Source organism: Ruegeria sp. CDSA079 (assembly GCF_059612245.1).
This window is the reverse complement of the sequence record NZ_JBXWQF010000005.1, coordinates 1-12,671: the sequence shown is the minus strand read 5'-3', so window position 1 is coordinate 12,671 and position 12,671 is coordinate 1. Positions and strand designations below refer to the sequence as shown.

Sequence of the window (12,671 nt, the reverse complement as noted above, 5' to 3'; positions counted from 1 at the left end):
GCGCAGGACATTGTCCACGCGGGTCGTTCGCTATTGACGTACTGCAGGAGTTTCGACTGAAAGCCCGTTGCCACGCGAGGCCACATAAAGCTCAAGCGCGCGAAACTCGTCCGATCCTTCGGCAAAAGTTTCCGCCCGCGTATCGCGAATACAGCCGCGGAAACGATTGTGGCGCGAGATCAGCTTGGCTTGTTTCAGACGATATGTCGGGAACCCGTTGATCATACCTTGGCTCAGGTGGTCCGCTCGGATCATGTTGCCCCAGTTTTCTTCGTGACAATTGGCACAGCTCAGTTCCAGTTGGCCAAAGCGGGTGTAGTACATTTCTTTACCCTGTTCCCAGAACGGGGCGGCATCGCCGTCAATAGCGACGTTCATTGGCAAACCGCGTGACTGCAGACCGATCAAGGCGACCATACCCTGCATGTCACCACCAGACCATTTCCAGGCATCTGCCTCCATGCGGTCCGTACGGCACTTGTTGATCAGATCTTCCATAACCACCAGCTTGCCACTTTCGGCATCAACCTTTGGCATCGACGCCTGCAATCCTTTGAAGCTTTCCACCCCATCGTGGCAGGAGGCACAGCTCTCGCCAGCGGCACCATCAACCGTCTGGAAGAGATCGGCGGCCTGATCAACGAAGATCATCGCCGGATTGTCGAAATCATCAATTTGAAGCGCTTGCGTTTCATCCGTGCGGAAATGCCAACCCGAATAGATCGTGTCCAGATTTTCCAGATGTGCCGGAGCTTCAGTGACCGAGGTCATGTTCAGCTCGTCATTGATCACAAGATTCTCTTCGTCAGGACCGGCCATTGCTGCCACTGGGAAAACCAGAACTGCCGCGATAGCCGTTAGTGCCTTGGTATTCATTGCGTTCCTCCCTTAGCGGACCAGCGCCAGAATTTGCAACCAGCGCTGACCTTCCTTAGTGGTCGAGCCGTTAAGCAATCTCGATCGTTTTCTTCTCGTCGTAGACAGAGCCATCGTCATCGTACCAGGTGAAAACAAACTCACCGGCTTCTGGCACTGTTGCTTCAAACTGGAAGTACGGATTGGTCGAAATCGCCGGCTCCATGGTAACGTCAACCACCATTTCCCCATTAAACTCGCAGGTGAACCGATTGATGATCGAACGCGGGATGACGTTTCCTTCTTTGTCCTTACGCTGGCCGCTTTCCATCTTGTGACTGATCAGTGTCTTGATCGTTATGGTTTCACCAGCAGCGGCTGTCTTTGGAACCTTGACGCGGGGTTTTACACCGGATGCCATTGGTTAATCTCCTGTTCTTCAGGGCGCGTGGCGATCAGCCGCCGCAGCCGCCGATTGTCACTTTTACGGTCGCGGACGCTTTGGCGAAGCTGCCATCTGCCATCTTCGCCACGGCAATGACGTCCTGCGTTCCGGCAAGACGGATGCGGGTTGATGCGTCTTGTTCAGCCGCCAACGGACCGAAATTGAATGTTGCAACGCCAGGTTCGGGGTTGCCTGCAGCCACGATTAGAATTGCAGCTGCGCCCGGAGCACTGACTTCGATTGGCACAGTATTGCCGTTTTCAGCGATTTCCGGTGCAGTCAATGTAACACCGCCGTCAGCCACATCTGCCCCGCCTGTAAATGCCGCGATGGCATCTTCAGCAGCTGCATTTGCCCGAAGCGGCATAATTGTCAGGAACGCGGCGCTCAGCCCAAGGGCCAGTGTCTCGCGGCGAGAGAGTTCCATTTTCAATCTCCTTTGATTCTTCGAAAATCTGCGCCTGGAAGCGCATCTATTCTTCTTTCAGGGTCGCAAGAAACGCGACCACGTCTTCGATTTCTTGTGCTGTTAGGATCGACGTCAAAGGCGCTGTTGGGGCTTTTCCGGTATAGGCGTCGCCCGGGCGGATATATCCGTCATCCTTGTAGAACGCAGGCATCACCGTGCCTTCGAATGTCATCTTTGCATTTGCGACCAATCCGCGAAGTTCTGCTTCGGTCCAACGATCACCAGCGCCATCCAGCATCGGACCAACTTCGCCATGGAACGGTATTTCGGCCAAAGCCGAGACCGCGTGGCATGCCACGCAATTGCCTTTTGATTTGTCGCCAACGATAAGCGCGCCATTTGCCGCATCACCATTAGCGCCAGTCAAAGAGACTTCGATAGCGCCATAGTCGTCATAGGTTACGTCTCTCGGGTCTGTATCTGCCGCAAATGCGGCGACGCCCGTCATTGCGCAGACTAATGTTAAGAGTCTCAGCTTCATGATCCCTCCCATTTGCTAACACGCCGGCGGCGCCTTGCGACCCAAAGCATTTGTGTACCGTAGTCGACGAGTGCCGCCTGTCGCAACATTAAATTCATCATAATGAATTTTTTTATTTGTAATGATGGAGCTCAATCTTGAGAAACATTATTTCGCTCCTGAATGCGCCGGGCATGATACCGTTGAAAATCTTCGCCATTATCGAGTTCGTATCGCTTCTCGTCGACCCAGGTGAAAAGATCTAAGGTTGTCCCCTTAGAGAAAGCTCCCGGCATCACAGCGACCGCAGCGTCAATGGCTGTAGCATCCTCTGGCACCTCTTCCGGCAGAAAAACAAGTGTCGGGGTAAACAGAATCCCCCATTTGCGCATCAGTGCTCTTTGCTCAACCTCTTCCCCGTCAAAGTCGGTGGCGGTGGTGCTGCCATGCAAATCCAGTTGAACGACAAAGAAATTCTCTTCGATAAACGCCGCCAAGTCGGGCTGGGGAAACACTTCATCGTGCATTTTTTTGCAGTAGATACAGCCCTGCTGTTCAATGAATAACACCAACCGCTTACCTTCGCTTGAGGCCTCTTCAAGATCCTCTCGGAGGTCTTTGAACGTGTCGCGCATCCACGGCGTTTTATGCAAACCGTCGTCGCCCAGTTCAGCGGCGGAAAGTGCCCCGCAGATCAGACAAGCGATCAATACTGACAAAACTCGTTTCATGTCTTCCTCCCGAGTTAACCAATGGCTGCGAGCCAAGGCATATGGTCGAGCATCCATTGTGCGATGTGATTGATGGAGTTGGTTGCGATGAGGATGCCGAAAAGCACCAGAATGCCACCCATTGCCTTTTCGATGAGGGGCAAGTGCTTTCTGAACCTTGCCATCCATTGCATGAAGGGGCGGACCAGGAAGGCCGCCAGAACAAACGGTGCGGTCATTCCAACTCCGTAGACGAATAGAAGCGCCGCTCCGCGCCAAGCCGTTTCGGTACCGGCCGCTGTAAACAAGATCGCAGCGAGCACAGGCCCGACGCAGGGCGTCCAACCAAATGCAAATGCCAAGCCCAGGACGTAAGCCCCAATCAGGCTAACGGTTGATGTCTCACCGACGTCCGCACGAAATTGGCGATACAGGAATCCGATGCGAATGAACCCCAGGAAATGCAGCCCCATCGCAATGATGATGGCCGCTGCAATCCAACGCAGAATGTCGAAATACTCTCGGACCAATTGACCGAGAATCGACGCAGTCGCTCCAAGTGCCATGAAGATCGTAATGATTCCGGCTGCAAATGCCATTGCAGAAAGCGTTGCCCTGCGACGAACACCGGCGGAAAGTGTTGACCCCGCAGAAATCTGATCAATCCCGACGCCGGCCAGATAGCTAAGATAAAACGGCACGATAGGTAGGATGCAGGGCGACAGGAAAGACAACAGTCCTGCGACTAAAGCTCCTGCAAATGTAATGTCGAGCATGGTCAAACCTGTCCTGGCGCGCTATCATTCACATATTCAAAATAATAAAGATATATCGCTGCGGTCAATCGGAGCTTGAGATGCGCCACCTACTTCTGCTTTTGCTTGCGATCACGTTGTTTGTTTCTCCCGTGGTTTCACGGGCAGAAATGACGCTTCTGATGGCCGAAGAAGATGGGTGTATGTGGTGCGCACGTTGGGATGCCGAAATCTCGGAGATCTACTCCAAGACACCAGAAGGACATGCCGCTCCACTTCAGCGTGTCGATATCCACGCAGCTATACCTGATGGCATCGCATTGGAGCGGCCTCTCTACTACACGCCAACCTTTGTTCTGCTGGACGATGGCCAAGAGGTCGGCCGGATCGAAGGTTATCCCGGCGAAGATTTTTTCTGGGGGTTGCTGGGCGTTTTGCTGCGTGACGCGGGGGTACCGATTGAGACCTCTGGATAAACTGTGGCGCATTACATAAACTGTTATGAATGCGTGAAGCTATGAAAGCGAGGCGATCTTGTTGGACAAATCTTCGAAACTGCCTGTGTTCTCCAAGGACATGTGCGCCGAAGACATGGACAGAATGATGGAGAATGCTCAGACAGCGTCAAATTTCCTCAAGGCAATCAGCCATGAGGGGCGCCTGATGATTTTGTGTTATCTGTCGTCAGGGGAAAAATCGGTCACCCAGATGGAAGAAATGCTCTCAGCACGTCAAGCCGCGGTATCTCAACAACTATCCCGCTTGCGCTTCGAGGGCTTGGTGAAAACAAGACGCGAGGGAAAAACGATCTACTACAGATTGGCTGATGATCGATCGACGCAAATCCTGGAAGTCGTTTACGATCTGTTCTGCAGGGAGAAGTAGAATCCGCCAATATTACCCGCCAGCTTTGGGAGGAGACTGGCAATGTTTGAAGCATTGGGAGACGCCAACACCGTCGCCCTGATCGGTTTGATCGGTGGCATTGTGTTGGGCTTGGCCGCACGCATTGGCCGTTTTTGCACGTTAGGTGCAATCGAAGACTACCTCTACGCAGATGATGATCGGCGGCTGCGCATGTGGGCAATTGCGATCGGTGTTGCGATTGTCGGCAGCCACACAGCTATAGCGTTGGGTTGGCTTGATCCTGTCGGAACAAGATATCTTGCGCTGACCTGGAACCCGCTCGGTTCGATCGTGGGGGGCCTAATGTTCGGTTACGGAATGGCCATCAGTGGAAACTGCGGCTATGGCGCACTGGCACGGCTGGGAGGTGGCGACCTTCGATCATTCGTCATCGTTTTGATCATGGGTCTTTCTGCTTACGTCGTGATGTCCGGGCCCTTGGCATATCTGCGGGTATGGGTCTTTCCAGTAGAGATGGATCTCAAGGGTCCCCAAGGCATTAGCTTCCTTGCTGAACAGCTAACCTCTATCCCAGCTTGGCTCATTGGCTCCGTTATCGGCGTTGCCTTAGTGATTTTCGCATTGGCGAACCAGCGCTTCCGCCGCAATCCTGCACAAGTGTTCTGGGGATCTGTAGTTGGACTGGCGATTATTTCAGGCTGGCTTGGCACGAATTGGGTTGCGACGCACGGTTTCGACGGTGAGCCGGTGCAAACTCACACCTTCGCTGCACCCCTTGGCGACACGGTATTCTACCTCATGACAGCATCTGGAAACACTTTGTCCTTTGCGGTCGGATCAGTCTCCGGCGTTCTCATTGGCGCATTTTTGGGGTCCTGGTCCAAAGGTCATTTCCGATGGGAAGCATGCGAGGATCCACGTGAACTAAAGCGTCAAATGCTCGGCGCGGCGATTATGGGGCCCGGCGCGATCATCGCGGTCGGTTGCAGCGTCGGACAAGGTATATCTGCCTTTTCATTATTGGCCTACAGCGCGCCTGTAACATTCGCTGCCATCTTCGCCGGTGCGGCGCTTGGCTTGAAACAACTCGTGTCTGGACTGTCCTTCATAACTGAGCGTTGAGGTCACAGTTCAAACAAGAATTCACGAGTGAAGGACCGTTTCGGCGGTTCTCTTTTATTCAGAAAGCGATTGCCTTTGATGGCACATATGGGAACGAGGCGTTCATTAATCAAATACGCTCATACGTTCGCTATGCGGACCAAAGCGCTCGTTCTGATCACGTTCACAAACCAAGCTGATCTTAGTCACTCGCACGCTTCTGCAATGAGCGTTGTCCACGCATCGTTCTGGGACAAGAAAACCCTGCCGTTCAGACTGTCGACAAGATGAGACCGTTTGAGTCTGTCCATGACAGGCCCCTTAACTTCGGACAGATGTAGGCCAACACCAAGCTCTTTGAGGCGGTGATTGATCGCCTCGAGAGTTTCCAGCGCTGAGTAGTCCACTTCGTTAACAGCGGAGAACATCAAAACAACATGTTTGACCTTCGTCCGCTCGGCAAGGCGACTGAAGATCAGTTCTTCCAGAAAGCCGGCGTTTACAAAGTAAAGGCTTTCGTCGATGCGCAGCGTCAACACCGCAGGTGCGGTTTCGACATCGTGGCGCTGGACATTTCGAAAGTGCTCTGTCCCAGGCACGCGGCCCACTTCTGCTACATGCGGTCGAGACGTCTTGTATAGATGCAGAAGAACTGAAATCGCCACTCCGGACGCGACGCCGACTTCAACACCTAGGCCCAGCGTCAACAAAACCGTTGCAGATACTGCGATGAAGTCCGCACGGGAATAGTCCCATGTTCTACGTACTATCGAAAAATCCACGAGGCTCAGAACCGCCACAATGATTGTGGCGGCCAACGTAGCGTTTGGGAGAAAGTACACCAATGGTGTCAACGCCAAGGCGGCGATCGCGAGGCCAAGCGCAGTATAGGCGCCAGCAGCAGGAGTTTCAGCGCCAGCATCGAAATTGACGACTGATCGCGCAAATCCCCCCGTGACCGGGTAGCCTCCGGTGAACGCTGCGCCTATGTTGGCTGCACCCAGTCCAATGAGTTCCTGGTCCGGATCAATCCGTTGACGTTTCTTGGCTGCCAAAGTTTGCGCGACTGAGACGGATTCGACAAAGCCAATCACTGAAATCAGGACCGCCGGAACCAACAGCGCTGCAAGCAAGTCGGGCGCAAAGACTGGCAATGTAAGCGGCGGCAGGCTTTGCGGGACTTCCCCAACGATTTTCACACCCATTTCGACAAGATCTAGTGCCCAAACCGTAACCGTAGTGGCAACTACGGCGGCAACAGGTCCCGCCTTCGTTAGAATATCGGCAAGCGCCGCCGGAGCACCCAACCTCAATAATCCGGGTTTTAACCATCGGCGGGCCCAAAAAAGGAAGGCCGTCGCACTGAGGCCGATAACGAGCGTAACCCAATTCACCTCGTGCAAGTGCGCTGCAATCGATGCGACGATCTCGAGCAATGTATGTCCGTGCGCATTCACACCCAAAATGTGCTTGAGTTGGCTGGCGGCGATCAAGATCCCAGATGCTGTGATAAACCCGGCAATTACCGGGTGGCTCAAAAAATTAGCAAAGAAGCCTAGCCGAAAGAACCCCAAAAGCAACAGGAAACCGCCAGAAATAAATGCGAGGGTCAGTGCCGCAACCGCGTAACCTGCCGTGCCTTGTTCAGCAACCTGACCGACCGCCGACGCTGTTAATAGTGAGACAACGGCAACCGGGCCAACCGCTAAGGCGCGACTTGTTCCAAATATTGCGTAAAGAAGAATTGGCGCGATGGATGCATACAGCCCCGCTTCTGGAGGCAATCCAGCCAGGAGCGCGTAGGCCAAGGATTGGGGTATCAGCATGATGGTGACGATCACCGCCGCCATCAGATCGTTAGAAAGCTCTGCCCGTCCATAGCTGCGAGCCCAACTCAGAACCGGCAGATATTGCGCCGTCCGCATCTTTACCTCCCGCTACGCCGCAGTGTCTCGTCGTGCGTGCCACAGCATTGCAGCGCGCTGACCGCTTCGGCAGTAGCCAAGGACAGGCTCGGACAGTTCTGCCAACGCCTCAGAAAATGCAATGTGGTTCGCTTCTGTTGCGCCGGAGGGTTTAACCGGCACATAGCGAGCTTGCAGACCTTGCGCCTTGGCGCATTCTTGGATCTGGCCAAAAGTAGGCTGCTCCTTTTGTTCGCCGTCAGGACGCACACAGATTAGCGAGCGAAATCCAAGCGTTTTGACTTCCGCCAAGTCATCGGTCTCCAATTGACCGCAAGTACTGAAGTCGTGGGAAATTTGGGTGATTTCCATCGCTCTCATCCTTTCAAAATCAGAGTTTGTTGACCGGAACCTTGAGCATGGGGTTGCCGTCCACGTCCGTTGGCACCTCACCCGCGCGCATATTTACTTGAAGTGATGGGATGATCAGCTTCGGCATTGCCAGCTGAGCATCTGGTTCTATGCGGAACTTGACAAACTCTTCTTTTGATTTGCCATCACCAACGTGGATATTGTGGGCTTTCTCATTGCCGACAGTTGTTTCCCAGGCGATTTCCCGCCCGTTTGGTCCGTAGTCATGACACATGAAAAGTCGTGTTTCGTCCGGCAAGCTCAGGACTCTTTGAATGCTATCGTAAAGCGTTGCTGCATCGCCGCCGGGAAAATCTGCGCGCGCTGATCCCCCATCCGGCATGAACAAAGTATCGCCCACAAAGGCCGCATCTCCTGCGACATGTACCATGCAAGCCGGCGTATGGCCGGGGGTATACATTGTGAACACCTGCATATTGCCAACCGTGTACGTATCGCCGTCTTCGAAAAGCTGATCGAACTGGCTGCCATCACGCTGGAACTCGGTACCTTCATTGAAGACCTTCCCAAACGTGTCCTGCACGATCATGATTTTTGAACCAATGCCGATTTTTCCCCCAAGCTTTTCATGGATATACGGCGCTGCACTCAAATGATCGGCGTGAACATGGGTCTCAATGATCCATTCCAAATTCAGATCTTGGCTTACAATCTGGTGGACGAGCTCGTCTGCGTGATCGTGAGTGATGCGCCCCGCCGCGTAGTCAATGTCCATTACGCTATCGACAATGGCACATGAGTTCGAGGTGGGATCCTTCACAATATAGCTGATGGTGTTCGTCGCCTCATCGAAGAAGGCCTGAACGTCCGGCTTGATGTTCATGTTCACGGGATACGTCATCTGATTGTACTCCAGGGAGGTTCAGGGAAATCGGTGGCTACGCCTCCGACTGAACAGGACGCGCGAAAAGGAGCCTGCGCAGTACAAACCCGGCAAGAACGGCAACCAGAAAGAGAACAACTTCCCAACGCCCGGTACCAAGTGCCGGTATCGCAGCGCCGGGGCAGAAGCCTGCAATTCCCCAACCGATGCCGAAGAGAGCCGAACCACCAACCAATCGCTTGTCTACGGCCGTCGCGTTTGGGATCTGAAAACGCCCACCAAAGAGCGGCGTTGTTTGCCGCCAGGCAAGTCTGTAGCCGAAGAACGTGACCAGGAGCGCACCACCCATAACAAAGGCGAGGCTAGGATCCCACGTCCCGGCAATATCGAAGAAATTCAAAACTTTGGCCGGATCCATCATGCCCGAAACAGCGATACCAACGCCAAAGATCAGGCCAGTAAACAAAGCAAAAACAAGTTTCATTGCTTTATACTCCAAAGAAGTGACGGATCAGGAAGACTGTGATTGCAGCTGTGACCATGAAGGTCGGCACTGCCACCAAAGAGCGAACAGACAGCCGAGATAGTCCGCAAACACCATGCCCTGACGTGCAGCCAGATCCGAGACTGGCGCCCAGACCGACGATCACACCGCCGATCACGATCATAATCGGGCTGACAGGTACCGTAAGTTCAGGCATTGCACCGGTCGCAGCATAGATCAGGCCCGGTGCGAGCATCATTCCCACAACCAAGGCTGTTCGCCAGGCGAATTCCTCGCGGTTTTCTGGGAATGCCAAGCCAGACAATATGCCCGTTGCACCCATGATCCGTCCCAGTCCGAGCATCAAAAGCACGGATCCAAGTCCAATTGCGAGCCCCCCTCCAAATGAGGCGATCGGCGTAAACGCGGTTTCCATCAGGCGTCTCCGGTTGTTCATGTTGCAACCTGATTACCGGCCGGCACCTTACTTTTCAGTGACAATGTCACTTAACGCAAAGAATTCATGCGCTGTTCGCCAAACGCTCCAATTGAGGTTTGTTCTGGAGGGTGATCCGCCCCCTCGTCTGAAGGATAAGTCCTCGCTTTTGAAAATCATTCAGTATGCGTGAAACGACCTCACGCGCTGTCCCTAACTCGTTTGCTAAAGCCTGATGCGTCGCCTGGACTTCGGAATGGCCTTCTCCTAGCGCCAAAAGGCGCTCTGCCAGTCGAACATCCATTCTGCCAAAGGCGACATCGTCGACCACGCGCAAAAGATCAATCAACCGACGAGAATAAGCCGAGAAAACGAAACCGCGAAAACTGTCTTCTTCAGCAGCCAGCCTATCAAATGAAGTTTTAGGTAATGTGATAGCCGTAACGTCGGTCTCGGCAATTCCCTTAGCATTATAAGCTTCCTCGGACAGCATGCAGGCGGTGGTCAGCACGCAGCTCTCTCCAGCTTCAACGCGATACAGCACGATTTCTCGCCCGGCATCAGAACTTTGAGAAACGCGTATGCGGCCGGCATACAAAAACATCAGACTGTCCGGGATGTTGTCGGGTCCAAAAACTTGCTGACCCTGCTTGTATGTAACCACGCGTGCTTCATGTAGAAGCTTATCCCTGACCCGCCGAGGTAGATTTCTCATGCCAAGAAAGCTTTCGGTCCAATCTCCCTTCAATTTATGTCCTATGCTCTGTGCGTTCGGTTCACTGGTTCCCTACAAAGATGCGGTGGCACGCGATCTGGATCAATGGCTCTCTTCGTTTTTCTAACCAGCTAGATCCGAGCATCGCCCAACATTGACCCGCCCGACTTGCCATTAACGCACGGCTCAGCTCTTTGGCCGCTTCGGGCTCAAGGAAGTCATCTGAGTTTTTCATTCAGATGACGGTTTGGGAGCGGATAGCGGTCATTGTTGGTAGTCATTCCGAGGAATTTCGCCTGAAGGTCTGTATTAAACGGCAGCTGACTTTCGCTGAATTCTGCTGAACGGCAGAGTTGCGGACTTTGCTGCCATTCAATCTGTCGAAACCAATGTCCGCTTCCACGAAAGCGAAATGCAAGCTAGTTTGTCGGCAAGAACAAAGCCAAAGAGGATAACTTATGGCCCATCGAGAGAAGCTCGCATTTGTCCTCGCGCTGTCTTTAGTTTTGTGTTTCGGTTCCTCAGTGAGTTGGGCTCAAGACATGCAGGAACGGCTTAAAGCTGCAGTGGACGCAAATGAGATAGTCGGCCTCCATGGTGCGGTTGTAGTGCTGGATGGCGACAGGATTGCCGAAGCCTACTTCCCTGGCGAAGACGAGCGATGGGGTACGCCAATTGGTCTCGTCGATCATGGACCCCAGACCTTGCACGATCTTCGCTCTGTAACGAAGTCTGTCGTCGGTTTGCTGTACGGAATCGCGTTGTCAGAAGGTGCTGTGCCACCTGTCGATGCGTCTTTGTTGGACCAGTTCCCAGAATACACAGATTTACGCGACGGGTCTGGACGAGAAGACATCACCGTGGCGGATGCGCTTACAATGCAGATGGGAACACAATGGGATGAAAGCCTGCCATACACCGATCCACGCAACAGCGAAATCGCAATGGAACTGGCCGAAGACCGCTATCGCTTTGTCCTAGGCCGTCCAATGGTGGCTGAGCCCGGAACAATTTGGACATATAACGGTGGTGCTGTTGCATTGATAGCAAAGTTGATTGCCGATGGTACTGGACAAGACATCGACCTATTCGCCCAGACCCGTTTGTTTGAGCCCCTTGGTATTGAGAGTTATGAGTGGGTGCGTGGCAATGACGGCGTACCATCTGCAGCTTCCGGCTTGAGATTGACCGCCCGAGATCTTGCCAAAATTGGAGTGTTGATTGCCCAAAACGGCGTCTACGATAGTCGCGCAGTTGTACCTGCAACCTGGTTGGATTCGTCGTTTCGTGCAGTCACATCGATCCAGCCAGGATTTGACTATGGGTACTTGTGGTATCTGACTAAGGGCCCGAACGGCGATCCAATTCTTATTGCTGTCGGCAATGGTGGTCAGCGCCTCACCGTACAACCAAACGCGGGCTTTGTCGTTTCGACCTTCGCAGGGAACTACAATGATCCCGATGCGTGGCAGACCTCTGTTCGGGTTTTGGTGGAATTTGCCGTACCAGAAGTAGGCAAGCGCCGTCAGCAGTGACTCGGCAGGGCTCGTAAGAGTCGAAAGCATATGCCTATTGACTATGCAGCATCCGGTAAAAGGGCTCATTGCAGTCTTTCACTGCAACCCTCGCGGAGTTCGTCGCAAAAGATGAAGCTGCTGTCTGCCAAGCCTGCTTGAAAGGCAACCTTTAGCGCTGTTCGGGTTGCCAGAGCTGAACGACATTTCCCTCAGCATCAACGAAGTCTTGCACAAAATTCTGTCGGAATTTCCATTGCTTTGAGCCTGGGACCGGCCTGCCTCCAACCCTTGGAAGTTTCTCAAGAACATCAGCAATCGAAGTGATGCAGACTATTGGCTTAAGTGGCGTGGCAGAACGAACCACTGGCGGGTCTTCTATCGCGATTTGCGCTGCGATCTTCTGAGGAGCTTGCAAAATGACTAGTTCGGTATCGTCGTTCGAAATGGCGGCAAATTCTCCGTCGATACCATCGGTCAGCCTTCCGCCAATCGCAAGATAGAAAGCCTTCAGTTTTTCTAAGTAATTTGCGTATAACACCGCACCATTGAGCATTTCGAAGTACCTCCAAAGCCCTGCGTAGCAGACATAGGCCTATGTTTTAGCATTGGTCGCTTTGGGCTTATTTTGTTGAAAAACTCGGGCTTGATCGGTTGGTAAGTTGCTGATTCAATTCTTCCTAAAGGGAGGGATCAGCCAT

The 12,671-nt window shown here is 53.3% G+C and carries 17 protein-coding genes; 4 read left to right on the top strand and 13 right to left on the bottom strand.

Going from position 1 to position 12,671, the window contains the following annotated elements; genetic code table 11:
• Positions 1 to 30: 30 nt before the first annotated feature.
• The 6 genes from soxA to AC2FJZ_RS06500 form a co-directional block, all read right to left on the bottom strand.
• Positions 31 to 876, bottom strand: a complete 846-nt coding sequence (gene soxA, locus AC2FJZ_RS06525) for a sulfur oxidation c-type cytochrome SoxA (RefSeq protein ID WP_496669264.1) — start codon at positions 874 to 876, stop codon at positions 31 to 33.
• A gap of 70 nt (positions 877 to 946) precedes the next feature.
• Entirely contained in the window at positions 947 to 1,276 is a 330-nt protein-coding gene (gene soxZ / locus AC2FJZ_RS06520) for a thiosulfate oxidation carrier complex protein SoxZ (protein WP_170394054.1), read from the bottom strand.
• A gap of 34 nt (positions 1,277 to 1,310) precedes the next feature.
• Positions 1,311 to 1,727: a thiosulfate oxidation carrier protein SoxY gene (gene soxY / locus AC2FJZ_RS06515; RefSeq protein ID WP_496669266.1), complete on the bottom strand. Its 417-nt coding sequence runs from the start codon at positions 1,725 to 1,727 to the stop codon at positions 1,311 to 1,313.
• A gap of 46 nt (positions 1,728 to 1,773) precedes the next feature.
• The gene (gene soxX, locus AC2FJZ_RS06510) at positions 1,774 to 2,250 is read right to left on the bottom strand and encodes a sulfur oxidation c-type cytochrome SoxX (protein WP_496669268.1); all 477 of its coding nucleotides are present in this window, start codon (positions 2,248 to 2,250) and stop codon (positions 1,774 to 1,776) included.
• Positions 2,251 to 2,381: 131 nt separating this feature from the next.
• Positions 2,382 to 2,960 carry a thioredoxin family protein gene (locus AC2FJZ_RS06505; protein WP_496776622.1) on the bottom strand — a complete coding sequence of 193 codons (579 nt, stop codon included), beginning with the start codon at positions 2,958 to 2,960 and terminating at the stop codon, positions 2,382 to 2,384.
• Positions 2,961 to 2,974: 14 nt separating this feature from the next.
• Positions 2,975 to 3,715 (bottom strand): cytochrome c biogenesis CcdA family protein, encoded by a 741-nt coding sequence (locus AC2FJZ_RS06500; protein WP_496776621.1) that lies wholly within the window; start codon positions 3,713 to 3,715, stop codon positions 2,975 to 2,977.
• An 80-nt stretch (positions 3,716 to 3,795) separates the two neighbouring features.
• On the opposite strand from AC2FJZ_RS06500, the gene AC2FJZ_RS06495 reads away from it, so the two are divergent.
• The 3 genes from AC2FJZ_RS06495 (at position 3,796) to AC2FJZ_RS06485 (ending at position 5,683) form a co-directional block, all read left to right on the top strand.
• The gene (locus AC2FJZ_RS06495) at positions 3,796 to 4,170 is read left to right on the top strand and encodes a hypothetical protein (protein ID WP_496776619.1); all 375 of its coding nucleotides are present in this window, start codon (positions 3,796 to 3,798) and stop codon (positions 4,168 to 4,170) included.
• 100 nt (positions 4,171 to 4,270) lie between these two features.
• A complete protein-coding gene (locus AC2FJZ_RS06490) occupies positions 4,271 to 4,579 on the top strand; it encodes an ArsR/SmtB family transcription factor (protein WP_142635976.1) in 309 nt (102 codons plus the stop codon).
• Positions 4,580 to 4,621: 42 nt separating this feature from the next.
• Positions 4,622 to 5,683, top strand: coding sequence for a YeeE/YedE family protein (locus tag AC2FJZ_RS06485; RefSeq protein ID WP_496776618.1), 1,062 nt, complete (start codon positions 4,622 to 4,624; stop codon positions 5,681 to 5,683).
• A 185-nt stretch (positions 5,684 to 5,868) separates the two neighbouring features.
• Here AC2FJZ_RS06485 and AC2FJZ_RS06480 read toward each other — a convergent pair whose 3' ends face one another.
• From AC2FJZ_RS06480 to AC2FJZ_RS06455, 6 genes are all read right to left on the bottom strand, one after another.
• Positions 5,869 to 7,587 carry a SulP family inorganic anion transporter gene (locus tag AC2FJZ_RS06480; protein ID WP_496776616.1) on the bottom strand — a complete coding sequence of 573 codons (1,719 nt, stop codon included), beginning with the start codon at positions 7,585 to 7,587 and terminating at the stop codon, positions 5,869 to 5,871.
• Positions 7,588 to 7,599: 12 nt separating this feature from the next.
• The gene (locus AC2FJZ_RS06475; RefSeq protein ID WP_496669280.1) at positions 7,600 to 7,938 is read right to left on the bottom strand and encodes a protein tyrosine phosphatase family protein; all 339 of its coding nucleotides are present in this window, start codon (positions 7,936 to 7,938) and stop codon (positions 7,600 to 7,602) included.
• 19 nt (positions 7,939 to 7,957) lie between these two features.
• Complete coding sequence (locus AC2FJZ_RS06470; RefSeq protein WP_496776614.1) at positions 7,958 to 8,839, bottom strand: MBL fold metallo-hydrolase; 882 nt, start codon at positions 8,837 to 8,839, stop codon at positions 7,958 to 7,960.
• Positions 8,840 to 8,876: 37 nt separating this feature from the next.
• Positions 8,877 to 9,305, bottom strand: a complete 429-nt coding sequence (locus AC2FJZ_RS06465; RefSeq protein WP_496669284.1) for a DUF6691 family protein — start codon at positions 9,303 to 9,305, stop codon at positions 8,877 to 8,879.
• Positions 9,306 to 9,309: 4 nt separating this feature from the next.
• Complete coding sequence (locus AC2FJZ_RS06460) at positions 9,310 to 9,741, bottom strand: YeeE/YedE family protein (RefSeq protein ID WP_496669286.1); 432 nt, start codon at positions 9,739 to 9,741, stop codon at positions 9,310 to 9,312.
• Positions 9,742 to 9,826: 85 nt separating this feature from the next.
• Positions 9,827 to 10,456 (bottom strand): Crp/Fnr family transcriptional regulator, encoded by a 630-nt coding sequence (locus AC2FJZ_RS06455; protein ID WP_496776849.1) that lies wholly within the window; start codon positions 10,454 to 10,456, stop codon positions 9,827 to 9,829.
• Positions 10,457 to 10,914: 458 nt separating this feature from the next.
• Between AC2FJZ_RS06455 and AC2FJZ_RS06450 the strand changes: the two genes are divergently transcribed.
• Positions 10,915 to 11,991, top strand: coding sequence for a serine hydrolase domain-containing protein (locus tag AC2FJZ_RS06450; protein ID WP_496776612.1), 1,077 nt, complete (start codon positions 10,915 to 10,917; stop codon positions 11,989 to 11,991).
• A gap of 151 nt (positions 11,992 to 12,142) precedes the next feature.
• Here AC2FJZ_RS06450 and AC2FJZ_RS06445 read toward each other — a convergent pair whose 3' ends face one another.
• A complete protein-coding gene (locus tag AC2FJZ_RS06445) occupies positions 12,143 to 12,526 on the bottom strand; it encodes a hypothetical protein (RefSeq protein ID WP_496776611.1) in 384 nt (127 codons plus the stop codon).
• Between the last annotated feature and the right edge of the window lie 145 nt (positions 12,527 to 12,671).